The following is a 22714-nucleotide window of genomic DNA, read 5'->3' on the forward strand; positions in this document are numbered from 1 at the left end:
TAGTTTTAGTCTATATAACTTTTTCAAACTTGAAAGAGGCTTAGGCTATTTCTGAAGGATTGTTAAATGAGAAGTTAATTGTGTGTAAATATATTTCCTGAAGTAGATTCTCTGTATTTATGGGAAGGTAAAGTTAATAATACTTGTGAAGTAGTGGCAATTATGAAAAGTAGGAATGATCAGGCTGATAAGATTATAGAAAAAATCGAGGCAATGTATTCTTATGATCAACAAGCCGTTGTGATAATACCCATAGGAAAAGCGAATAAATCTTTTACTAATTGGGTTAATAATGTTATTGATATAAATAATATTGGGGTGTAGCCAAGTGGTAAGGCAGCGGTTTTTGATACCGCCACGCGAAGGTTCGAATCCTTCCACCCCAGCTTTATTGAAGTGTGCGCGAAATGATATCACTTTTTTATAGATTAAGGTTGTTTAATTACATACTGGGCAGTTTGAAAGGTATAGCTGTCAAGCTATTTCTCATCACTTTGTATCTTTATACATCGAGCATTATGCTCATGTTTCTCACCAGTGGCTTTTGGTATTCTGTAGAATTTAGCTCTTTCAAAAATGCATTTTACCATTTATATCAATATTTAAAATGGTATTATGAAAATAGAGATGATTTGGGTTATGGAGTTTCTATTAGAATATTAGTAGCGTTTCTTACTCCGCATTTTCTCTACAAATTATTTTCTGGCACAGGCTGGAAGTCTTTTTTCAAGGACAAGATAGTTAAGATACTCAGCATAAGAAGAAAAATGAGTAATAAACCAAATGGCAGTAGTTATGGTTATAGTAATAAGAAAAGTTACGGTGACAATAATCTTCAAGAGGCAGAACGGAAAGTGAATATGATAAAGCAGCTATTAATCCAAGATATAGATGAAGCTATAGAAAAAAGATTAAATGATATTTTTCTTGGTGAGAGGGGTAAACCTCATTAAAAGAGCTTTATCTTTTTGAGAATTGGCTGTATTTTGTTTTTTACGTACAAAGTATTGCAATCAGCCAGTATACATGTTTCAACAAAATCTTGACTGGAGTCTGATGGCCAGGAAATTGCTTTACGTTTCTCTACCAAGCTTTCTGTTTTTTTACAGTTACTTGCTTCATCAAGCATTGCCTGTGATATCACTGATTGCCACAGTATGCAGTACCTTTTTATATCATCTAAAGTGCTATTTGCTTCGTGATGGTGAAAAAATTCTTTGAAATTGAAGTTATTTGATATTATGTACCTCTTTAAGTTGAAAGTTAGAATTTTAAGTGGTGCGAAAGTTGTCTGCTGCAATGAGTAGCCTTTACGACAGTAAGACCGGGTTTTATGTGAGCTATAAATGTTTAAGAAATTATATCTATTCAGATCTATGTGAAGCCAGTGCTTCTTCTCTTGTTATACGAGCTGGGATCAAGGTTGACAAAAGCACTTTACAACGTTTTGTGTACAAAAGCCAGTGTTGCATGAAACTATTTGTTCTTGTACCCTTTTTGTTTATCTTATTTTGTCACTCTGCTGAACAGATAGTTTGCGCCAATAAGCTTTCTACTGAATTTTTGTTATTGAGCTCACACAGATCAAAGACAAGTTTTGAGTCAAAAATACCCTTAATATTATAACAAGGGGCTGGTAAAACGTGTCTAGTAAGTTTTCTTCTCTATGCAACTGCACCTCAAGCTAATAATGGACCATCAGGAGTATTACTAATTACATTGATCTGGTTTACTATTTTATTAGTGGGGTAAAATAATTTTTTATAAACTCGTTATATATAGCTGTTAATTTATGTATATCGTCTATTGATACGCATTCATTTACCTGATGTGCGGTTTTGTTGATCATACCAAATTCAATTACTGGACAAATATCCTTAATAAACGCAGCATCAGATGTGCCACCATTTGTACTCAACACAGCATCAATGCCGGTAATTTTATTTATCGCATCAAGCATAATATCAGTATTTCTATCAGGAATAGAGAGAAAAACGTTTCTGCTGCTCTGCATAGACAGTTTATAATCGTTAGTCACATTGGTGCATATTGCATCAATCATCTTATATAAAACGTCTGGTGTTTGTGTATTGTTATATCGAACATTAAAACCTGCTACTATTGAACTAGGTATTAGATTATTAGTATTATTTCCAACGTCGATAGTAGTAATTTCGCAATGTGAAGGCTGAAAGTATTTATTACCAGTATCAAAAGTGGTATCTTTTATCTTACTTAGTATCGATACCATTTTATATATTGGATTATCTGCTAGATCTGGGTAGGCAACATGACCTTGTTTACCATGGCAAATCAATTTAAATGTTGCAGAACCTCTTCTACCTATCTTTATGGTATCACCCAATTTCTCACTACTAGTTGGTTCGCCAATTACACAAAAATCTATCTTTTTTTGCTTGCTTTTCATCCATTCCAAAACGGCCTTTGTGCCATGTTCTTCCGTGCTTTCTTCAGCGCTGGTAATCAATGCACTGATTGAACCGCTGAATCGAAACTTACCTGCAACTGAATCTACGATAGCAGCAATAAATGCAGCTACTCCGCCTTTCATATCAGCTGCTCCTCTTCCATATAGCATTCCATCTCTAACTTCTGGCTTAAATGGATCAGATATCCAATTTTTTAACTCACCTGGTGGTACAACATCAACATGTCCAGCAAAACACAAGTTTTGTAATCCATTTATATATTTCGCATAAAGATTTTTAACTTTATCACCAAACTCTAAAATCTCACACTCAAAACCACTTTTCTTGAGAATGGCTGCTATATGCTCTATTGCCCCATCGTCTTTTGGTGTTATACTTCTAAAAGAAATTAATTTCTTAGTTAGTTCTACAGGGTCAATTTTCATATCAATCTTGAAGCACTAACATTACCGTATTGTAAACATTCTATGCGATATTTAAAACAAATATTACAGCACACAGAACAAGTTCTTATTAGGGAAGTAAAAGCACTTGCTGATAATATCTATGAAATATGTAGACAATACGGAAATGACATTTTTCTGATTGCAGATGAAAATACAGCAAAACTTTTAAACAAAAACATACTTAATAAAGTTTCTCATTTAATTATTCCAGCTACACCTGTCATTCCAGCGAGTGACTATGATAGATCACAGTGTCACGCTACTTGGATGACACCAAATAGACTGAACAGAGCTGCTTCTCTCCAAGCTGTAAACCTAGTTAGAAATAAAACAAAAGATAGTGACTTAATGGTTGCATTTGGCAGTGGCGCTGTTAATGATATCTGTAAGTACGCAAGCTATTTAGAAGGCAAAGACTACATATCCCTTCCAACAGCTGCTTCCATGAATGGATATAGCTCTGCAAACGCTTCAATATTAGTTGATGGATATAAAAAATCGTTCGGAGCACATCTTCCAAAGGCAATATACATTGATACCGATATAATTGCCAACGCACCACCACGCCTCACATTAAGTGGATTTGCAGATTTCATCTGCCGTTCAACAGTACAAGCCGATTGGCTATTATCTCATCTATTGCTTGGCACAGAATATAATGAACTACCCTTTAAACTTGTTCGCAATCTAGAGGAAATTTTGCTCAGAGAACACTTGGCACTTGCTAAAAAAGATAAAAGAGTAGTTCCATTACTTATGGAAGCCTTATTGATTTCAGGACTCGGAATGGTGATGTCAAAAGGCAGTTACTCTGCAAGTCAAGGAGAACATATGATAGCTCATGCAATTGAGATGGTAACACAGGATTATTCCTCCTCGTTACATGGGGAAAAAATTGCTGTGACAACGATTACCATGGCTAACTTGCAAGAGGAGATATTGTCAATACAAAACCCGATTACCAAACCGATCACTTTAGATGTAAAACATATAACTCAGTGCTTTGGTAATACCGAATTTATAAAAATTCTAAAGCAGAAGCAAATGATGCGGCAAAAAATTCAAGAGATTATTTGCAAAGAATGGAGTAATATTTCTAGTTTAATTAAGCAAAATTTGCTATCTGCAAAACACCTACAGAAAGTATTTGAAGATCTATCAATTCCGTACTTACCGGAGCATCTTAATTGGAACAAAGAACAATACTGCAAGGTAGTCAATCTTACATTTGCAACAAGAGATAGATTCACCTTTCTTGACCTGGCTGGTTGTATAGAAAAAAGTTAGATTTTGTGTATTCGTTCAGTAGGGTAGCAAAATAAGATAGACAAAAACAAAGTAATAAATGGCGTCATGCAAGTAGCTATCCAGCCTTTCTTAACAACAAAAACTTAGCATGACTTTTGTGCTCAAAAAAATTTCTGGATTCCAGCATCAGGTGCTGGAATGACATGGTGAAATATTATTCAAGTAGCCTCTGTCCCAGTACCTATTCGGTGTCATTCAAGTCAACTCTTTTCTTGTCATCCCAGTGCCTAGACACTGGGATCCAGAACAGCTTCACTTTAAATGAGTGCATTAGATTGTCGTTATATAGATGCCAGTGTCAGCTATTCGGATAAAATTCATTTAGTTGTCTTTTCTCATCTAGCTTACCACTTTCTTGAACGGATACCATTAGCCATTCCCCTGAATAGACACAACAAATGTTGTATCTTTATCACTTCACATACATTATTCCATATTCTATATGAACAACTGAAAAAAAACTTCAGTTAATTGATAATGAATCATGTTATTTTGTAAAATGCGCTGCTATCGCCAAAAGACATCTTGAGTGGCTGAGGAGGGATTTGAACCCCCGACCAAGAGATTATGATCCTCCTGCTCTACCACTGAGCTACTCAGCCTAATTAAAAACCTTACTATATATGTAATCTATATGTTTCATATAATACTTCAAATCAAACAAAGAATCAAGTTTTTCAGGGTCAATAATTCCATGCAAGGATTTATCTTGTTTCAATTCGAACAGAAAATCACTGTTATCTTGCTTTACTTTCATTGAATTATTCTGAACAATTTTATATGCCTCTTCCCTGGTTAAACCACTACTTACCAACTCAAGCAGTACAAGTTGTGAGAAAATTAAACCATTTGAAGAGTTTAAGTTCTTTTCAATGTTTTTCTTATTGATCGCCAATTTACCTATCAAATCTTTTAATCGCACTAAAGCAAAGTCCAATGTTATACAAGCATCAGGGGCAATGCACCTTTCTACAGACGAGTGCGATATATCTCGTTCGTGCCATAATGCAACATTTTCTAGTGCAGGAAAAACATAGCTGCGTACTAAGCGTGAGAGCCCAGTCAAATTCTCACTTAAAATAGGATTACACTTATGCGGCATAGCAGAACTTCCCTTCTGCCCAATGGAAAAATATTCAGAGATTTCACCGACTTCAGTTCTTTGCAAATGACGAATCTCAATTGCAATATTTTCTATTGAGCTTGCAATTACTCCCAAAATTGAAAAGAACACGGCATGTCTATCACGAGGGATGACTTGAGACGATATGGTTTCAGGTATGAGTCCCATTTCTTTCGCTACATACTCTTCAACAAATGGATTAATATTTGCAAAATTACCTACTGCACCTGATATTTTACAAATTGAGATCTCTTTTTGTGCGCTAATTAATCTCTGATAATTGCGTTTAAATTCAGCATAAAATCTAGCAAATTTTAATCCAAGAGTTATTGGTTCTGCATGTATTCCATGACTGCGTCCAACACAAACAATATCTTTATAGTCCTCAGCTTTTTTTTTTAATATTATGAGTAAACTTTTTAAATTCTTGAGTAAAATATCACATGACTCTTTCAACTGCACTGCAAGGCATGTATCTAAAACATCAGAACTTGTCATTCCGTAATGGAGATAACGAACATCAACTCCCGCTTTTTCAGCAATATATGTCAAAAAAGCTACAACATCATGTTTTACAATGGATTCAATTTCGTTAATACGCTCAATATCAAATTCAATAGCACCAGAGAGCTTTTCAGCAACATCATTTGGAATAACTTTTAATTTTGCTTGAGCTTCACATGCTAATTTTTCTATTTTGAGCCATATGTTGAACTTATTTTTTTCTTCCCAAATAGAAGAGATTTCTTTGCGGCTATAGCGGGGAATCATCTTTAATTTATTCCAATAATGGTTTCATTCCAGTGAATGACACTGGAATCGAGATATAAAAGTATTTGCAAATTACTCAATGGACAAACGACTCTAGAAGCATAAAATAACGTCCATGATGAAATAAACTGGGCCCCAGTGTCACGCACTGGGATGATATGAGGAGAGCACTTGGACAATATTAGCTTAGCAATGGAAGACATTTCTTTACGACTACAACAAGGGATCATCTTTGATCAGCTATTATCACCATCAGTAGCTTCTTTACTTGCATCTTGCTCTGCTCCTTGTTGCTCAGATTTTTGATTTTGCAACTTTGCTTGCCTTAATTCATGTGCATCTTTCTCAGATCTGACAACGTATATAGTAATTGGCACTATCACTTTACTATGCAACTCTATATTCACTTGATACTCGCCCAAATTTTTGATACTTATTCCACCAAAAGATAAATTATGATGACTTATATCGTATCCTTCTTGCAATAAAATCTTCGCAATTTCACGTGTGGTTACAGAGCCAAAAATCTTTCTATCCTCTGAAGCCTGCTTTATTAATATAACAAATTTATCATGCAGTGAAGATGCAAGCAGTTTTGCTACATTTAATTTTTTGGTATTTTCTTCTTCCAATAAGAAACGCTGTTTCTCTAACTTTATTAAATTTTCCTTAGTGGCTTTCATCGCCTTTTTTTGTGGAAAAAGAAAATTACGTGCGTAACCTGGCTTAACTTTGATAACTTCACCAAGCTTACCTAAAGTTGTTATATTTTCCTTTAAAATTATTAACATAAATTACCTAACTTTTTTAGTACAGTAAGGAGCAAGAGCTAAAAAGCGTGCTCTTATAATTGCTAAGCGCAACTTTCTTTGTTTTCTTGCGCATACACCTGTTAACCTTCTAGGTAATATTCTACCATAGTCAGAGGTGAATTTGGACAATAAATCTATATTCTTATAGTCTATGTCCTCATCTTTAGATGCAGCAAGAGGACAGACCTTAGAACGCCTAAAGCCGGTTCTGTTATTTACAGACACGTAAGAATTATTAAAACTATTTAGTCTTTTCATCATTATGCACTTTTCTCCTCAATTTGTTTATCCATCATGTAAGATTTACCTTTAAAAAACTCATTAACCCGCACAGACAAGTGGCGAATAATATTTTCATTGAGTTTCACTCTACGCTCAAATTCATCCATAATACTTGAAGTAAAACTTATACACATCATACAGTAATGACCGCTTTTCACCTTATTTATTGGGTATGCAAAATCTAATAGACCCCAATATTCATATTTTATCAATCCTGAAGCTTCAATATTTTTCAAAAGCACTTCCAGCATTTTACTCAATTGATTCGAGTCTACTATTTTACAATTTTTTAAAACCTCTTGAAGGGGCTTTATTAGATGTTGTGAAATATTTTCCTTAAAAGTATTTAATACATTATGGATAAATGCACTTTTAGTGTTAGCTCCTAAAAGGTCCATAAAATTTTGTTCTATTCCCGTATCACTTAGTTCATTTTTCAATTCTTTATCGATTCTTGACTTTATTTCTTTTAAATTTGAAAAATCTTCTTCCAATTCAACCCATAAAATTTTTGTCAGAGTTTCCAAAAAATCAGAGTAAACAATCAGACTTTTTTTAATACTTTCAGTACTTGCCTCTAGCTCTTGTTTTGTAACTGTGCTATGTTCTCTTTCTATGAGAACTTTAACCTCCTGAGAAATGACATCTTCTTTAATATTTTTCAACAAAATAGCCAATTCTTGGACCATTTCTTCTACTTCTTGCTGCAGTAAGTTCGGTTGTGCTATAAAAGTAAATTCATAGAGATTCACTATATCTTCCTTTAATATCAATTAAACAGTTTATTATATAAAACTTTTTTATATAAGCAAGTTATTTGTATTAATTTCTATGCCTTCAATCCAACTTAAGTGAGATATTTCATAAATAGCTTGGGGGGTGATTGAATATGCACCTGGCAACAAGATGCTGACTTTATGTTTTTTGAGAAGAAACTTTAGCATTATTTTGGTTTTGCCTCCATTTTTCAACAATGCATTCAACTCCTCACCAACTTTTTGCGATTCTTCACATACAGCAGTTAAAACTAATCCTTTCATTAGAGAAGTAACCTTTTCTGTAAATTCAGATATGTCCTTTCCTGATAGTCTCGTTGTGTTTTCTGAAATTTCAAGATCAATTATCACAAATGCTCCAGGTGAAAATAGATTCCTTTTTTCTTCTATTATTTCATTATTATAGAATGCTATTTCAGAAACATTGTGGGGATCAGAAAGTGTTAGGATAACAAATCTTCCACGTTCTGAGGTTCTCATACGCACATTTAATATTACACCAGCAGTTTTTATCGTTTTACTCTCTCCGATAAACCCAATATTTAATTTTTTCAAGAGAGTTCTAAACTTTTCAAGTGGATGATTAGTTAAGTAAAATCCCAATGAAAATAACTCATGCTCTAATTTTTCCTCTTCATTAAAATCTTCCACGTTCTCAAGTTTTGGCTTCAGAACATCAAGATTACCAAATAAAGCAGCTTGATTTGACTGCCTATTTTTATTTGCAAAGTAAATCAATGTGTCTATTGACTCGTATAACTGCTTTCTATTTTTGTGCACACTATCGAATGTTCCAGATTTAATTAAACCTTCTAATGCCCTTTTATTTATTATATGCCCCAAATTTTGAATGAATTCCCATATGTCCTTATAAGAACTTGAGCGTGCATTTACTATTCCTTCTGCTATAGCAAAACCAACATTACGCAAAGCAGCAATTCCGTAGCGTATGTGCTCACCCTCTATTGAAAATTCAGCCTTAGATTTGCTGATATCAGGTGAAAGAACAGCAACTCCACTGAATTTTGCAGCATGATAAAACAAATTCAGTTTGTCTCTATCATCAATGTTGAGATTCATCAAGGCCGTAAAAAATTCTAGCGGGTAGTTAGCCTTAAGGTAAGCTGTTTGGTAAGATATAATCGCATATGCTGCAGCGTGGGATTTATTAAATCCATAACCAGCAAATTTTGCAACAAGATCAAAAATATAACTTGCCCTGTCATAATCAACACCGTTTTTTGTTGCTCCTTGAACAAAAAGTTCACGTTGTTTATCCATCTCTTCCTTAATTTTCTTACCCATGGCACGTCTGAGTAAATCCGCCTCTGCCAAGCTATATCCAGAGAGAATACGCGCTATTTCCATTACCTGTTCTTGGTAGATTATTACTCCGAATGTTTCTTTTAACACCTCCTCAAGCAATGGATGAATGTAATCTGGTTTTTCAAGTCCATGCTTTCTTGCAACATAAGTTGGAATGTTATCCATAGGTCCTGGGCGATAAAGAGAAATTAAAGCGATGATATCTTCAATGCAGTCTGGCTTTAGTTTGATTAAAGCTTCTCTCATTCCCGAACTTTCAAGCTGAAACACTCCGATTGAATCACCTCTTGAGAGCATTTCATAGGTTCTTTGATTGATCAAAGAAACCGAGGAAATATCAATTTTTTTTTCATCACGATTAATTAAACGACATATATGATCTATTAGTGTTAGCGTACCAAGTCCAAGAAAATCAAATTTTATTAACCCAGCTTTCTCTACATATTTCATGCTGTATTGAGTGATTGGCAGAGCCGAATTTGGATCATAATAGACGGGAACAAAATTTTCTAATTTTTGATCGCATATTACAATTCCAGCAGCATGAGTTGAAACGTGACGATATATTCCTTCGAGCTTTAGTGATATATCAAGAAGCTTTGCAATTACCTCATCACTATCTCGTTCTTTCTGTAGGTTTTGATCAAGCTCTATCGCTTGCGATAAAGTTACAGGATTTACTGGATTAAATGGAACCATTTTAGATATTTTATCCACTTGAGAGTAAGGCATTTGCAATACTCTACCAACATCACGTAATACTGCCCTTGCTTGTAATTTTCCAAAAGTGATTATTTGAGCAACATAACCGTACTTTTTCTGAACATAATCAATAACTAGGTCCCTTTTCTCTTGGCAGAAATCGATATCAAAGTCAGGCATCGATACACGATCGGGATTTAAAAATCTTTCAAAGATCAGACCAAATTTTATTGGATCAAGATCTGTAATTTGTAAGCTCCAAGCAACAATTGACCCAGCACCAGAACCTCTTCCCGGTCCAACTGGAATGCCATTTTCTTTGCTCCAACGAATAAAATCAGAAACTATCAAAAAGTAGCCAGCGTAGTTCATCGAAGTTATTACGCTTAGTTCGTAATTCAGCCGATCGTAGTATTGTTTAAGGTCTATGTCCGTTTCATTTGCAATACGCATCTTCAACCCTAAAACTGCCTGCTCCCTCAGTTCTTCATTCTCAGTTTTATTTTCTCGACAAGGAAATTTAGGCAAGATAGGCTGCCTTCTTCTTGGCATGTAAGAGCACCGCTTAGCTATCACTAAAGTGTTATAAATTGCTTCGGGAATGTCGCTGAACAGTTCCTCCATTTCTTCCACAGATTTGAAGTAATGCTCGGTAGTTAACTTCTTTTTGTTATTCTCCAGGGCATAACTGCCCTCCGATATGCACGTTAATATATCATAAGCTTCATAATCAGATCTATTTGAAAAAAACACATCATTCGTTGCAATTAGTGGTATGTTGCGCTGATAAGCAAAATCTATTAAATCTTCTTCAAGCTCTAGCTCTTTATTCAGCCCATGACGCTGCAATTCAACATATAAATGACCATCGAATGCTGAGAGCAGTCTTTTTATTATTTCCTTATCTTGCTTCAATAACAGTTGAGCTAATATGCCTTCATATCCACCAGTTAAAGCAATTAGGCCTGAACTTAAATTTAATAGCTCATCAAAATCAACGTAAGGAATATCGCTACTATTTTTGCGCTTTTTAAAAGACTCACTCACCAAAGTGACTAAATTAGTGTACCCTTGTTCATTTTTTGCAAGTAGCAGTATTGACAAATTTTGTTCTAAGTGTCGAACGATAATATTACATCCTATTATTAGCTGTATTCCCCTATTAGCTGCACATTCTGCAAATTCAAGTGAGCCAAATAAGTTACCTGATTCAGTAACTGCAACTGCCGGCATTTTGTTCTGCAAACAAAGACCAATCAGCTCCTCAATTTTAACCGAACTCTCAAGCAGAGAATAAACGCTATGAACACGCAAGTGTATGAACATAAAAAACTTTAGATTAGCAATAAAAGGATAACATTAATTTGCTTGTAAGGATATGAAAAGGTCTAATACTGAAATAACACAAAGAGGCTATTTTAATCTAATTTACTATTCACAATCCCGGTTATTAGCTTATTTGAGTTGACTTTTCATCATAATTATATAATAATTAAATATATTATTTAATATTAAAGGTAGAACTATGATAAAAAACATAAGTCACTGAGAAAAGTACTGGAAACAACTAACGATAAGAAAGATAATATAATTGAGAAAATAAAAACAGAACTAAAGGAACAGGATCAAGGTCTATATAAAGAGTGGGAGGAAAATAAATCCAATGTAAATTATGTGTTTACTTCTTCCCCCTCATAGATGAAATTTACGTTATTGATGATAGCTGCTGAGTATGGTTACGCAAATATAGTAAAGACTTTACTAGAAAAAGGAGCAAATGTTAATGAGAAAGGTTGGTATGATATGACTCCTTTGCATTTCGCTGCTTATAATGGTCACGAAAAGACAATAGAGTCTTCAATCCAAGCAGGAGCAAATGTTAACGCAGTATTTTGGATCATGCTAACAAATATATTAAAAAGTGTTCTGAAGGTTATGCTAAGAGTCAAAACGTAGTAAAAGCTCTATTAGAGGCAAGAGGAGGATCTTTTGTGAAAGCACGTAATAAACAATGATTGCCGGTGGAGTAACTGTATTATTAGGCACTGCTATAGCAGTGGCACTTTTTACAACTGGAACAATTTCAGCTCAGTTTATATCTATAGTTATAGCAGTGGTTGCAGTTACAGTAGCAGCACTGGTAGTTGGTTGTGGTACATATGAATTGTTAAAGCCTAGTACTAAAGTTGATTGAGCAGAAAAACCAATTGTCAACTTAACAAATGAACAACAGGGAGTTACTAGCATTTCTTCATAGTGGAACGCGTTGCGCACATCTGTACAGAGTTGAAGATGTCATGCAAGTAGCTAACACTGGGATGGCTTTGTTGCATCACTCTTCGGATAATAGGCAAGGTGGAATAAATTCATGAAGCTATCTCAAATTTAGCCATGCCTATATCAGTAAATTTGTTAAGCAAATAACACTTGAGAAGCAGTTCTCTCTCACGATTAACCTCAGATTTATTTCTAAAACTAAACCCAAATGTTTGCTTTATTCGAGAGAAAAAAACTTTCTATATAAGATCTCTTCCCACAATTTATCTCTTTTGTCCACCTCTTTATACCATCTTCATCATATGACTTTATGAGCTTGATTGTAGAATTTCTCTCATCCATATAATCCAACTTTGGATGCTCTATTGCATTATTTTGCGGAGAAATCCTTGTCTTTATGTCAAGCTCATCGCACAGTTTTTATAACTTCTTTCGATTATATGCCCTGTCTACGTATAGTGTGCTTATATTATATTTAACATTAATCCTTGCAACAAGATCACATGCTCCATAGTGGTCAAAATAAACTCCGCTACTGTATTTTGCTGCTATAACTTTTTTGCTACCTATCTCTAGCATTACATGCAGTTTTCTTGTTTGCTCATAGCGGCGATACTTTCTATCTGTACCATTTGCCTTGCTATGACCAAGAATATTATTGTAGATCAGTACTATCTATGGCAATCTCAATATCTTCTGTATTATTTTTATCATATCTTTGATCATTAATTTTGATGTTAAGTTTTTCAAGCCTTCTTGAGGCCTGGGAATAGCTAATAACTTGCAAGTTTTTCCTTACTTATTCAAGGTACCCTGCTATAAATCCCGCTGTTTGTCTCAGACCCATTCTAAATAAATAAGTTATTATGTGAACCAGAACCACGACCTTATCGCTATAAATATAGTTGCCACCAGCAATTTTTGAACCTTTTTCGTACCAATTTTCTATGGCATCATTGACGTAATAAAAAAATATTCCCCTCTCTTGGAGAAACTTGTTATATTCATGTCAGTTACTGACTCTCATTTTTTGTGGGATATTTTTCTTTAGTAGGTTAAATCCTTGTCTTGTATTGAATTTTGTCAGTAACTGCAAGTTCTTTTTATTTGACCTATGCAACAAAGCCCACTGGTATCCAGTTTTTTTGTGCAATTCCGTCAAAAAAAAGCGCTTTCGTGTTTACCAACTTAGTTGGATTCCAGTGTCAACACTGGAATGACACCAAAGAGGCTACTCGGATGACAACGAAGGTGCTGGAATGAAAGGAGTGCTAGATAAAGCTACTTGTATAACTGTTGCACATCCATAAACTCCTTCTCGTCTTGAACGCTAATGGTAGCGTGAGTGTTGAAAGGTAAAGGGTCATTTACACGTCCATGGCCTACTCCTTTCATTGTAAATACTGGAAAGTTGACACTTTTTGCAAACCTTTCTTTTACAATTTCGACAAGATTATCATTATAACAGTTAACAAAGTCACCGAATATTACTGCATCTACTCCATCAAAAATATGAGCTTGTTTAAGGTGATCTAAACTGCGTTCAATTAAATATGGATAAACTCTTATGTCTTCTAAAAATAGAATTTTGTTTTTTGCGTTTATTTGCCAAGCAGTTCCTATGCTATTTTCAACCAAAGTCATATTACCACCGATGATTTTAGATTCTAGTCTGCCATTTTCTAGTCTAACTCCATTATTTATCATCTTTAAGTTGTCAAATCTGATAGAGTTGCATTGCTTATGAATTAACTCTTTCAATTTCTCAACAGAACTTTCAGCAACGGAGTTATTTACTATCATTTCTAACATGGTGCCGTGGAGAGTTTGCCAATCATATTTAACTTGTAGATAAATATGTAAAGCAGTGATATCACTATAGCCTATAAGAATTTTTTTGTTTTGAACAATTCTTTCTTTTTTATCATTGGGCAGCTTTTCTAGGTAAGTAATTAGCCGAGAAGCCCCTTTTCCTCCTCTGATACACCAAATTATTTTGCTATCATCAGTGAGCGCATTAACCAAATCATTCGCTCTAAACTCATCAGAGTTAGAATAAAATGGATTGTCATTACTGTATATTTTCTCTGAAATATGGGGATTAAAACCCAAAGTTTTTACGTATTCTCTTATAGTAGGAAGATCTGATTCTTTTCCTTTCGAAGAAGGAGCAATAATATCAACTTGATTGATTGTGTGTGCAGGATTAGTGAGTAAAAGGCATAGAAAATAAAGAATAAAGGAGTACATTAAAATATCTTATGAAACTCTTGCTTTAATATATCATCTAATTCGCAAAGAGAAACTTTTACTCCTAGTTTTTCCATTGATGTAACGCCGTAATCTTTTAGTCCACAAGGAATAATACCCTCATAGTGGGAAAGGTTTGGAGAGACATTAAGTGCTATGCCATGATAAGTTATCCATTTTCTCAAGCGAATGCCAAAAGCTGCTATTTTTTCTTCTACTCCGTTGTTGTTTACCCAAATGCCTATTCTATCTTCCTTAAATTCCCCAAATATATTAAAGTATTTTAAAACATTAATGATCCAATTACTTAGGTCTCTGATATATAGTTTTATGTCACATTTGTTTCTTTTTTTAAGATTTAGCATTAAATATATAATGCGCTGCCCTGGTCCGTGATATGTATATTTACCACCCCTACCTGTTTTATATATAGGAAATAATTTTTCAATAATGTCATCATCTGTTGCACCGATTCCTGCAGTATAAAGTGGAGGGTGCTGGAGTAGCCATACTAACCCATCAGATAAATTATTGTGAATTTGTTGGATTTTTGCTTCCATGAATTTCACAGAATGGTTATAATCAACAGGTCGGTTAGATATTAGCCATTCTATCATATTCAACTTCTTTTATTTAGTTTTATAATACTTACTTGCTTTTTAAGCAAGTTTAGGTTGTTAGTGAGCTTTTAAAGCGTTCCATATAAAGCTATATAAGGCTTTGTAACAAAAAAGGGAAGCTATCGCCTAATGATGAAGAATTTGACATATGTTGCTAGATATGCTAACATCATTAATAAATATTTAACATTTATATTTTTAGCTAGGGGGCAATTATACCAAACATAAGTACATAGTTTAAACAAAAAACTTAACTTCTTGAAAAACATTTCCATGATAGAGCACTCCAGCCTATGAGCGAGTTCAAGAAAGCATGAGAGAAAGAAGTAGGCTGAAGTTCAGGATTTCAAGTAGAGTACGAGTATAGCGACAATGAAGGTGATAAGGTAGCTTTCATGATCAATTCTGTTCTAAATCACACGCTTATAAAAGAGGAAGAACAATCTAAGTTAGCACAATTCAAAGAATCCTTTTACAAAGGATCAAGAAAAGTTACAAAATTGTAAAATCCTTATTTGCCAAATTTTGTGATGAATAATAGTCTTGATTTATTATGGCAGCAAGTAGAAAGCGATATATGTTATGATGACCTTAATATTGCTGATTTTATCAGGGAATATGTTGCTGGTGATTTATATAAGCTGTTTTTATATGACAGAGCTACAATGATTGAATTGGTAACAAATAACGATTTGCCAAAGGAAAGATTTGCTGATAGTAATGGTCAATTTAAAGAGCGCATTGAGCAAGAGAAAAATCAAGGACAACTTCATTTGAGATCAAAGTTTTTGGACAAATTTACAACATTAATGGATCTTAAAGAAAAAGGAAAAAACCACCAAGATGCAAAAGTTTTTGAGAAAATACTGGCTGCTCAAATATTACTTGGAGAAGATGATATTGTGAACCCAGAAAATTTTGGTGTAATAGAACAGGAGTATGAAAATGCAAAGGGTAAGAAAGTAAAAGAAAAACTCTGGGCGAAAATTGATCATGGTAGATCATTTTATTTGATCTTTAGTGGCACCAAAAGTTATTTACAAAACTTTTTTGTGCCTTTCTGACCATATTGAGAAGCTATGGCATAAAAATAGATCTAGAAAAGCTATCAATAGATAGGAAGGCAAGCACTTTAAATCATGTATTGAATCCTAACATGCAATTTAACCTTGGGTATATTGATGGATCCATATTGAATGTTAGGAATTTTAAGTACATGAAAGGAGAATTTAAAGGCCAGAAGATGAAGAAGGTAGGTTTTTCTTTTTCTCTTTCAATTCTTGATAACGATTCTCCAAGTACTAGTTTTAGTGATTACTTTAAGCAAAACTTAGAAACCCAGGTTAAAATGGCAAGAAATCTTACTGGTTCATTGAAAGATCTTGCTGGACTATGGAAAATTTCGATAGAATTAAAAAGATTTATAGTTACGTAATCAAACCCTCATTCTGTCTATTTGTTACAACGTTAATAGCAGCTATATTTACAAGTGGAACCTTAGGCATAGCTTTTACTGTAGCTGCAATGATTACAGGAATGTGTATGCTTGTTGGAATAGTGACAAACATTTGTCTTAATGTTTATGCAATGAGTAGCTGCAATAGCAAAATTAATGATCCAAAAGTTGAGGGATTTCAACGATAGCTTCAGCTTTGATAAAAGCTTTTCTGGTTTCTTTAACGATGGTGTGGTTGAACTAGTCCATGTTTGTCATCCGAGTAGATGACACTGGGATCTAGCTTTTCATACAATCTAGTCAAAGATGTTCGTTGTGGTATAAAACAGCTATGCTCACCAGTTAAGTAGGCTATCTACACTACAATTAAATTCTTGGATCCCAGTGTCAAGCACTGGGATGAAATCATTCTTCTAACACTAGAGGTGTTTTATGTATCAAGAAGAAGAAAATTCAGTAGGTAATTCTCGATTTATTCTTCCTCATATAGAATTGTCATCGAGACGCAAAGCAAATATTAATGTAGTAGATCGTAATGGTGAAACTCCTTTACATTACGCTGCTAAAAGAAATCGCTTAGAGCAAGTGAAATTATTGCTTAAAAAAGGAGAAGATATTAATATATCAAGTAATTCTTGTGTTACTGTTTTACATTTATCTTTTCTCAAAGACTATAGGAAGATAACACGTTTATTGCTTGGAGAGACAGAGAGTTCAAGTACAGGCTGCAGCGACGCAAACATTGAGAAGGTACAAACAATCAATCAGTTTTATCCTTGGTGAGAGTAGAACATCTTTTACTAAGGTCTAACTTAAAGACAGATGGTCCCTTAAATCCTACATCTAAATGAGTTAACTATTTTTCTTGCTAACTAAGGTGTTGTAAATTTGGTCTACATCAAAACTCATCTTAGGGCACCAAATAGGGCCATCTAAGTGTGCCTCGATATAAAGAGGAATATTATGATTTGGTAGTATGAAAAAGAGTCTGAATATAGAAGTTAAGGAGAAATTAGATAAGATTAAATTAGAAGAGATAGAACCTGATGCTTGATCGGTACTAAACTGTGAACTAGTTGAACATACACCACTGTTAATACTTACTTTTCCATTAATATTTTCAAAAAGCGTACTGCCATTATATATATCAACGTAAGCAAGCTTGGAAATTTCAGGTTTATTCTTACTACTTAACAACTTAGTGATGAATGAATTAAAATCCACATTTGTAAACTCTATTTTCTGTGCTTGAAAGTTTACATTTCCTGATAAGTTACTAGCCCAATCATCAAAGCTTGCTCCTTGAGTTTTAATTTCACCACTTAAGCTTATCTTGCCATTTATGTTATTAACTCCTATAACTTCCTTGGTGTCCAAATTTGCAATAGAAAATTTTGTGTGAATTGATCCTGCTTTTAGATAACCCTGAAAAAACATTTGTCCATGTTCTAGTATGTAACTTATCTGTTTGATAGTGATAGTGTTGTTTCTTATCACTGTATCCAAGTTAAAATCTTTTAAGACGTTTTGCCCAATTTTAAATTCTGTAGTTTTGATTTGCACGTTTGCATCAAAATCTCCTTTCTCATCTAAAAAATTAAGCTGCTTTGTTGACCATTGAATTTGATTTATTTCATTTCTTGAGTTTCTTTTTACCTCTAATAGTTTTGGTAATTTAAAGATATTTCCATTAAATTTATTACCTGTAAGGTTTACGTCTAATAAAGGCTTAGTGTATTTTTGATCCACTAATATTTTTACACTACCGGTAATGTCAAAATCTTCTCCGAATAACTTTATTTTATCTGCAAATAGCTTGTTCTCTTGTATTTCTAATGAAAAATCCAAATCTTCAATTTTTGTACCATTGAATATAGAATCTTTAACACTAGTTCTTATATTTACATCATATTTAAGATTTTTCAGCCATTGCACTTTGCTGAATAATAAATAATCATATTTATCCATATTAATGTTATGTATGCTAAACTTACTATCGATCATATTGTGTTTTTTTGTGTGATTTATCTTAATTGATCCTTGCCAAGACTCTTTGTTATTTAGCAATCTGATATCTGAAAGAGATAATATTCTAGGTGCTAAATATAGTTTAGAACTTGCTGTAAATTGACTTTTCTCTCTTTCTTGCATCTTGATAGAAGGTAAAATATGTGAAATAAACGACTCACCCTTTATCAATATATCACCATTAAATTCAGACAAGTTGCCATTGTTTGAAACTCTTCCTGATAAGCGAGATATATTATTTTTTCCAGGAAATTGAAGAAGAGTATCAACGTTTATTTCGCCATTAGCAAATTTTAGCGTAGCATGAAATTTGTCCAACATCCTGTTTTGATATTGAATATTTGAAGCTTCCATATTAAAATCCAAGCTCAGGTTCTTTGGCACAACCTTTCTAAAAGATTCTAAAAGACCCTTCATATCTGTTGTTTTGTGTGAGCCGTTTTTTAGGTTGACTTTACTAAAACTAATATTGATATTAGTATGATCACTTTTTCTATCATTTTGTATTATACCAGTGCCTTGAATGCTTTTGGACTCAATTTTTAAATCAGTTGCCGTAAACTCGCTTTCATTGAGATTGATATTGGATGATATCTCAATATTTTCGCTGGGAATCACATAAGAAAGGAAGCTAAGATTAATGATTTTTGCCAGGTCGCTCATAGAATCAGAATTATTATTAATCGTCAATACTAAATTGCCCTTGAGCTCTTCTTGATTTCTATTACCTTCAAATAGCAAATTTGCAAAACTTGAATCAACACTAATGTGTACATTATTTTTTGTGACATTAACCTTTCCAGAAAAATCGTAATTGTTGTCACCAACCTGTACTTCACCAAAAAACTTCTTATTTTTTTTTATAGCAAATTCCTTGATGTTAATAGTATCGGCGCCAAAACTTATTTGGCTGTCCTTTATTAATATATCAACTATATTATCATTGGCTTTCGTATTTATAATATTAAGTAAATTTTCTTTGTTGCTTTTTATGCCCAAAAATGAGATTGACTTTGGTTGCAATAAAAATGAAAACATCGATAATAGCGATGGCCTTATTTCAATTTTTTTTGCACTAATTAAATCTGATAATTTTTGTTCCTTGTTTTTATTATATTGTACATATACATCGTGAATAGTAAGTTTTGGAGTAATGAGCGAAACTTCAATTTTTCCTCCAACATGCACTTTAGCATCATACGTCTTCTCTAACTCTTTTACGATATATTCTCCGTAGCCACTCCAATCCTTAAAAGTTGCAGCAACGTGCATGAGAACTAATAGCAACGAGATTGATAATATGGCGTATAAAGAAAGTTTCATAATAGACCTCTCATTCCAGCATCCCTTCTCTTCTTGTCATCCCAGTGTCAAGCACTGGGATCCAGGAAATTTGATTAGACATTAAGTTAATTAGCAAAAAAGTAGCTATTCTTATGTTAAAATACAGCATTTTTACATGAGAATCTGGTCTGATGAGCACTGGGTTCCCAGTGGAAATTACTCTCAAACCACAACACTCATACAGTTGTGTGTGTGACGCTGTGATCCGTTGTGACTTAAATAAGGTTTTCCAGATTATATAATTAATAAAATTTCTGGATCCCAGTGCTTGACACTGGGATGACAGTAATAGGTGCTGGGATGAAAGGAGTGGATATTGGAATAGTAGCTGAAATGACATATAGCAATACAAAGGGTGTAATTTATACATATTTCAAATTATTCAAATTTCCTCTAAAAATTAGGTAAAGAGTGCTAGAATAAATAATAACACTCAAAGCTATTAAAGTTACTAAATAAATAATGCGAGCTAGCCCTCTATCGAAAAACAACCCTGCTGATAAGTAATTAGAGAGATAAAGAACCATTGACATAACCAATGTTGCAGTGAGTATTTTTACAATATTTAGTAACAATGTTTGGCTAATCTTGTACATCCTATTTATTGTTAAATAATTAATCAATAAAATAGAATTTATCCAAGTGGAAATGGAAGTAGCAATAGCAATTCCTATATGTTGGTATTTGTTCATTAATATGAGATTTAGTATTATATTAATTCCAAGGCACGTTAATGAGAACATAGTCGGTATTTTTAGCTTTCCCCTAGCAAAGAGTGTGGGTAGCAATACTTTATTTATAATAAATGCGGGTAAAGAAAGAGAAAATGCTACTAATGTAGGAACAGTTTGCTGCACTGCATAATAATCAAATCGGCCGTAAGAAAAAAGCGTAAGTAAAATTATGTCAGGAATAATGATAAAAGCAGCAACTATTGGCATAATTAATATTAACCCTATATTAAGGGCCTTGTTCTGTATTTTGACTATATTCTCAGTATCATTTATTCGTTTTGAAATCAGAGGAAGAAGTACTGTACCAATTGCAGTACCAATTACTCCTTGTGGTAGTTGATTTAGTCTATCGGCATAATATATATAAGAAACTGCATTTGGTATAAAACTCGCCATGATTGTGTCAATCCATACACTTATTTGTATTACACAATTGTTGATAATTGCAGGTATCACACGTTTAAAAAACAATTTTACTTCGTTACTTAATTTTAAACTAAAAGAAAAGAAAGCCTTTAATTTGTATGCACTAAATATTATTAAAAGTAGCTGCAAAATCCCTCCAATCAGGACGGCTATAGAAAGGTTATGAGCTGGTGTTTCGATGTAAGGTAAAAACAAACTGATGATTAAACAGAGGTTCAAAATGATTGGTGAAATAGCTGTTGAAGCAAAATGATGTTTTACTTGCAACATTCCACCAATAAGTGATACGATTGACACGAAGATTATGTAGGGCATCATAATTTTCGACAAAGTTACAGCAAAGGTAAGTTTATTTTGGTCAAATCCAGGAGTGAAGACTTTGATCATATAGGGGAAGAAGGTTTGTGTGATAAGGCAAAAAATTACTAGAATAATAAACGTAATGGATATTACACTACTTGCGAAATTAAATGCCTTTTTATTATCATATGACTCTGCAGAGTATAATGGTATGAATGAGGTGGTAAATGCCCCCTCTGCAAAAAACGATCGAAATAAATTAGCAAAGCGAAACGAGGAAAAGAATATATCTGCAAGAGAGGTTGCACCAATAACCGTAGCAATCAATACATCTCTTATTAGCCCTGAGATTCTTGAAATAGCTGTAAAAAAACTAAATGTGAAAATACTTTTGAACATATCACGGTATCAATACGATTGAGTATAATGATAAAAGCATGAATGAAAATATTTAAAACCCTCTAAAAGGAGGTAGCTTAAATAATCAATTGACTATTTGTGTTCGTATGTTAGATATTTTATATCTTGGCGGGCGTAGCTCAGTTGGTAGAGCGTCAGTTTGTGGTACTGAATGTCGCCAGTTCAATCCTGGTCGCTCGCCCCACTCAAAATTCCACTTTACATAAATGTAAACACTAGATATTTTGCACGGCCGTTAGCATTCCTTGTTGCTCTAGTATTTAGATGGCGGAGGGAAAGTTTGCAATTTAGAGTAAAAATGATACCTATTAATTAGTGAGAGGGATTATATGTATATTTGTTTGTTAGCTTACAGTATAGTGTCAGCACTAGGAGTATTAGCTTGTTGGTTAAGTTTTGACACTTCATCACCTTTAGCTATAGGTGCAATTGCTGTTTCTGTGGCTCTAGTATTGATTGCGATTTTGCACGTAGGATGTTTGCTATATAGGTTTTGCAAAAGAGATCCTATTGAGGAAGATCATGGAAAATAGCATTTTTTGGGTATGGCTATACCTATAAGTACTATGATTGGGGTAGTGCTTAATGCAAGTGTGATTGCTGTTCTTCCTAATCCAATAGTAACCAGTGATTATCTTAGTAAGTGCAATCACAGGGCTAATAGCAACAATTATGGGGGTTTATGTAGCCACATCTTTAGTGCATTGTGTAGATGAAGCAGCAATTACATTTGCAGCAAGTGCAACTTCGATTACAGATTCTAAATATATTGGAATATTTCAGGAAGAAGAAGTGGATGAGTGTATTACCTCTCCTACAGTTGAAAAAGTTTCTTCTGTAAAAGAGAAGATGATTTGAGCTAA

General features: G+C 33.7%; 23 protein-coding genes, 3 tRNA genes and 2 pseudogenes. 13 read left to right on the forward strand and 15 right to left on the reverse strand.

Features of this window, described 5'->3' with window-relative positions:
- The first annotated feature begins 47 nt into the window (after positions 1 to 47).
- From cutA to wTpre_RS04660, 3 genes and pseudogenes are all read left to right on the forward strand, one after another.
- Positions 48 to 324 (forward strand): annotated as a pseudogene (gene cutA, locus wTpre_RS04650) (divalent-cation tolerance protein CutA).
- A tRNA-Gln gene (locus wTpre_RS04655) sits at positions 315 to 386 on the forward strand. The pseudogene cutA and the gene wTpre_RS04655 overlap by 10 nt, the downstream one beginning before the upstream one ends.
- Positions 387 to 524: 138 nt before the next feature.
- Complete coding sequence (locus wTpre_RS04660; RefSeq protein ID WP_245609402.1) at positions 525 to 953, forward strand: hypothetical protein; 429 nt, start codon at positions 525 to 527, stop codon at positions 951 to 953.
- On the opposite strand, the gene wTpre_RS04665 is transcribed toward wTpre_RS04660, so the two are convergent.
- Both wTpre_RS04665 and dapE read right to left on the reverse strand, forming a co-directional pair.
- Complete coding sequence (locus wTpre_RS04665) at positions 950 to 1300, reverse strand: hypothetical protein (protein ID WP_245609403.1); 351 nt, start codon at positions 1298 to 1300, stop codon at positions 950 to 952. The two genes, wTpre_RS04660 and wTpre_RS04665, sit on opposite strands and share 4 nt — an antisense overlap.
- A 432-nt stretch (positions 1301 to 1732) precedes the next feature.
- A complete protein-coding gene (gene dapE / locus wTpre_RS04670; RefSeq protein WP_157055018.1) occupies positions 1733 to 2875 on the reverse strand; it encodes a succinyl-diaminopimelate desuccinylase in 1143 nt (380 codons plus the stop codon).
- A 42-nt stretch (positions 2876 to 2917) separates the two neighbouring features.
- On the opposite strand from dapE, the gene wTpre_RS04675 reads away from it, so the two are divergent.
- Positions 2918 to 4183 (forward strand): iron-containing alcohol dehydrogenase, encoded by a 1266-nt coding sequence (locus wTpre_RS04675; RefSeq protein WP_068652330.1) that lies wholly within the window; start codon positions 2918 to 2920, stop codon positions 4181 to 4183.
- A gap of 551 nt (positions 4184 to 4734) precedes the next feature.
- Here the strand turns inward: wTpre_RS04675 and wTpre_RS04680 are convergent.
- The 6 genes from wTpre_RS04680 to dnaE form a co-directional block, all read right to left on the reverse strand.
- Positions 4735 to 4806 (reverse strand) — tRNA-Met (locus tag wTpre_RS04680).
- The gene (gene purB / locus wTpre_RS04685) at positions 4806 to 6098 is read right to left on the reverse strand and encodes an adenylosuccinate lyase (RefSeq protein ID WP_068652332.1); all 1293 of its coding nucleotides are present in this window, start codon (positions 6096 to 6098) and stop codon (positions 4806 to 4808) included. The genes wTpre_RS04680 and purB overlap by 1 nt, the downstream gene beginning before the upstream one ends.
- A gap of 236 nt (positions 6099 to 6334) precedes the next feature.
- Positions 6335 to 6889, reverse strand: coding sequence for a 50S ribosomal protein L9 (rplI, locus tag wTpre_RS04695; protein WP_068652334.1), 555 nt, complete (start codon positions 6887 to 6889; stop codon positions 6335 to 6337).
- A gap of 3 nt (positions 6890 to 6892) precedes the next feature.
- Positions 6893 to 7171: a 30S ribosomal protein S18 gene (gene rpsR, locus wTpre_RS04700; protein ID WP_068652336.1), complete on the reverse strand. Its 279-nt coding sequence runs from the start codon at positions 7169 to 7171 to the stop codon at positions 6893 to 6895.
- Complete coding sequence (rpsF, locus tag wTpre_RS04705; protein WP_068652665.1) at positions 7171 to 7944, reverse strand: 30S ribosomal protein S6; 774 nt, start codon at positions 7942 to 7944, stop codon at positions 7171 to 7173. The genes rpsR and rpsF overlap by 1 nt, the downstream gene beginning before the upstream one ends.
- A 48-nt stretch (positions 7945 to 7992) precedes the next feature.
- Complete coding sequence (dnaE, locus tag wTpre_RS04710; protein ID WP_068652338.1) at positions 7993 to 11322, reverse strand: DNA polymerase III subunit alpha; 3330 nt, start codon at positions 11320 to 11322, stop codon at positions 7993 to 7995.
- 372 nt (positions 11323 to 11694) lie between these two features.
- On the opposite strand from dnaE, the gene wTpre_RS07315 reads away from it, so the two are divergent.
- Genes wTpre_RS07315 through wTpre_RS05715 form a run of 3 tightly spaced genes read left to right on the forward strand, consistent with a single transcriptional unit; the run spans position 11695 to position 12368 of the window.
- Positions 11695 to 11952 (forward strand): ankyrin repeat domain-containing protein, encoded by a 258-nt coding sequence (locus tag wTpre_RS07315; protein WP_369665131.1) that lies wholly within the window; start codon positions 11695 to 11697, stop codon positions 11950 to 11952.
- Positions 11953 to 12007: 55 nt separating this feature from the next.
- Positions 12008 to 12190 (forward strand): hypothetical protein, encoded by a 183-nt coding sequence (locus wTpre_RS07320; protein WP_369665132.1) that lies wholly within the window; start codon positions 12008 to 12010, stop codon positions 12188 to 12190.
- Between the two features lie 28 nt (positions 12191 to 12218).
- Positions 12219 to 12368, forward strand: coding sequence for a hypothetical protein (locus wTpre_RS05715; protein ID WP_157055019.1), 150 nt, complete (start codon positions 12219 to 12221; stop codon positions 12366 to 12368).
- Here wTpre_RS05715 and wTpre_RS07540 read toward each other — a convergent pair.
- From wTpre_RS07540 to lipB, 3 genes and pseudogenes are all read right to left on the reverse strand, one after another.
- A pseudogene (locus wTpre_RS07540) lies at positions 12363 to 13249 on the reverse strand (IS5 family transposase). The gene wTpre_RS05715 and the pseudogene wTpre_RS07540 sit on opposite strands and share 6 nt — an antisense overlap.
- A gap of 305 nt (positions 13250 to 13554) precedes the next feature.
- Positions 13555 to 14523 carry an LD-carboxypeptidase gene (locus wTpre_RS04730; RefSeq protein ID WP_068652340.1) on the reverse strand — a complete coding sequence of 323 codons (969 nt, stop codon included), beginning with the start codon at positions 14521 to 14523 and terminating at the stop codon, positions 13555 to 13557.
- A complete protein-coding gene (gene lipB / locus wTpre_RS04735) occupies positions 14523 to 15140 on the reverse strand; it encodes a lipoyl(octanoyl) transferase LipB (RefSeq protein ID WP_068652342.1) in 618 nt (205 codons plus the stop codon). Before lipB ends, wTpre_RS04730 begins: the two co-directional genes overlap by 1 nt.
- Before the next feature lie 530 nt (positions 15141 to 15670).
- Between lipB and wTpre_RS04740 the strand changes: the two genes are divergently transcribed.
- Positions 15671 to 16207: a hypothetical protein gene (locus wTpre_RS04740; protein ID WP_179945511.1), complete on the forward strand. Its 537-nt coding sequence runs from the start codon at positions 15671 to 15673 to the stop codon at positions 16205 to 16207.
- Positions 16208 to 16212: 5 nt separating this feature from the next.
- Entirely contained in the window at positions 16213 to 16578 is a 366-nt protein-coding gene (locus tag wTpre_RS04745; RefSeq protein WP_068652345.1) for a hypothetical protein, read from the forward strand.
- Here wTpre_RS04745 and wTpre_RS05725 read toward each other — a convergent pair.
- Positions 16571 to 16711 carry a hypothetical protein gene (locus wTpre_RS05725; protein ID WP_157055021.1) on the reverse strand — a complete coding sequence of 47 codons (141 nt, stop codon included), beginning with the start codon at positions 16709 to 16711 and terminating at the stop codon, positions 16571 to 16573. The genes wTpre_RS04745 and wTpre_RS05725 overlap by 8 nt on opposite strands.
- Before the next feature lie 320 nt (positions 16712 to 17031).
- On the opposite strand from wTpre_RS05725, the gene wTpre_RS04755 reads away from it, so the two are divergent.
- Positions 17032 to 17382, forward strand: a complete 351-nt coding sequence (locus wTpre_RS04755) for an ankyrin repeat domain-containing protein (RefSeq protein ID WP_068652349.1) — start codon at positions 17032 to 17034, stop codon at positions 17380 to 17382.
- Positions 17383 to 17451: 69 nt separating this feature from the next.
- Here the strand turns inward: wTpre_RS04755 and wTpre_RS04760 are convergent, their stop codons facing one another.
- From wTpre_RS04760 to murJ, 3 genes are all read right to left on the reverse strand, one after another.
- Entirely contained in the window at positions 17452 to 19950 is a 2499-nt protein-coding gene (locus wTpre_RS04760) for an AsmA family protein (RefSeq protein WP_068652351.1), read from the reverse strand.
- A 10-nt stretch (positions 19951 to 19960) separates the two neighbouring features.
- Positions 19961 to 20110: a hypothetical protein gene (locus wTpre_RS07000; protein ID WP_245609404.1), complete on the reverse strand. Its 150-nt coding sequence runs from the start codon at positions 20108 to 20110 to the stop codon at positions 19961 to 19963.
- A gap of 223 nt (positions 20111 to 20333) precedes the next feature.
- Positions 20334 to 21830 (reverse strand): murein biosynthesis integral membrane protein MurJ, encoded by a 1497-nt coding sequence (gene murJ, locus wTpre_RS04770; RefSeq protein ID WP_068652353.1) that lies wholly within the window; start codon positions 21828 to 21830, stop codon positions 20334 to 20336.
- A gap of 129 nt (positions 21831 to 21959) precedes the next feature.
- On the opposite strand from murJ, the gene wTpre_RS04775 reads away from it, so the two are divergent.
- From wTpre_RS04775 to wTpre_RS07010, 3 genes are all read left to right on the forward strand, one after another.
- Positions 21960 to 22035 (forward strand) — tRNA-His (locus wTpre_RS04775).
- Positions 22036 to 22180: 145 nt separating this feature from the next.
- Positions 22181 to 22384 carry a hypothetical protein gene (locus wTpre_RS07005; RefSeq protein WP_245609405.1) on the forward strand — a complete coding sequence of 68 codons (204 nt, stop codon included), beginning with the start codon at positions 22181 to 22183 and terminating at the stop codon, positions 22382 to 22384.
- Positions 22385 to 22478: 94 nt separating this feature from the next.
- Positions 22479 to 22709: a hypothetical protein gene (locus tag wTpre_RS07010; RefSeq protein WP_245609406.1), complete on the forward strand. Its 231-nt coding sequence runs from the start codon at positions 22479 to 22481 to the stop codon at positions 22707 to 22709.
- Positions 22710 to 22714: the final 5 nt, after the last annotated feature.

The organism is Wolbachia endosymbiont of Trichogramma pretiosum, assembly GCF_001439985.1.
Lineage (GTDB): Bacteria > Pseudomonadota > Alphaproteobacteria > Rickettsiales > Anaplasmataceae > Wolbachia.

Bases quoted from the DNA above. Each gene is read 5' to 3' on its own strand.
- wTpre_RS07315 (WP_369665131.1), top strand. From the start codon at position 11,695: ATGAAATTTACGTTATTGATGATAGCTGCTGAGTATGGTTACGCAAAT.
- wTpre_RS04675 (WP_068652330.1), top strand. From the start codon at position 2,918: ATGCGATATTTAAAACAAATATTACAGCACACAGAACAAGTTCTTATT.
- wTpre_RS05715 (WP_157055019.1), top strand. From the start codon at position 12,219: ATGAACAACAGGGAGTTACTAGCATTTCTTCATAGTGGAACGCGTTGC.
- wTpre_RS04660 (WP_245609402.1), top strand. From the start codon at position 525: ATGTTTCTCACCAGTGGCTTTTGGTATTCTGTAGAATTTAGCTCTTTC.
- murJ (WP_068652353.1), bottom strand. From the start codon at position 21,830: ATGTTCAAAAGTATTTTCACATTTAGTTTTTTTACAGCTATTTCAAGA.
- wTpre_RS07005 (WP_245609405.1), top strand. From the start codon at position 22,181: ATGTATATTTGTTTGTTAGCTTACAGTATAGTGTCAGCACTAGGAGTA.
- wTpre_RS04730 (WP_068652340.1), bottom strand. From the start codon at position 14,523: ATGTACTCCTTTATTCTTTATTTTCTATGCCTTTTACTCACTAATCCT.
- rpsR (WP_068652336.1), bottom strand. From the start codon at position 7,171: ATGATGAAAAGACTAAATAGTTTTAATAATTCTTACGTGTCTGTAAAT.
- dnaE (WP_068652338.1), bottom strand. From the start codon at position 11,322: ATGTTCATACACTTGCGTGTTCATAGCGTTTATTCTCTGCTTGAGAGT.
- purB (WP_068652332.1), bottom strand. From the start codon at position 6,098: ATGATTCCCCGCTATAGCCGCAAAGAAATCTCTTCTATTTGGGAAGAA.
- rplI (WP_068652334.1), bottom strand. From the start codon at position 6,889: ATGTTAATAATTTTAAAGGAAAATATAACAACTTTAGGTAAGCTTGGT.
- wTpre_RS04760 (WP_068652351.1), bottom strand. From the start codon at position 19,950: ATGAAACTTTCTTTATACGCCATATTATCAATCTCGTTGCTATTAGTT.
- lipB (WP_068652342.1), bottom strand. From the start codon at position 15,140: ATGATAGAATGGCTAATATCTAACCGACCTGTTGATTATAACCATTCT.
- wTpre_RS05725 (WP_157055021.1), bottom strand. From the start codon at position 16,711: ATGTTTGTCACTATTCCAACAAGCATACACATTCCTGTAATCATTGCA.
- wTpre_RS07320 (WP_369665132.1), top strand. From the start codon at position 12,008: ATGATTGCCGGTGGAGTAACTGTATTATTAGGCACTGCTATAGCAGTG.
- dapE (WP_157055018.1), bottom strand. From the start codon at position 2,875: ATGAAAATTGACCCTGTAGAACTAACTAAGAAATTAATTTCTTTTAGA.
- wTpre_RS04755 (WP_068652349.1), top strand. From the start codon at position 17,032: ATGTATCAAGAAGAAGAAAATTCAGTAGGTAATTCTCGATTTATTCTT.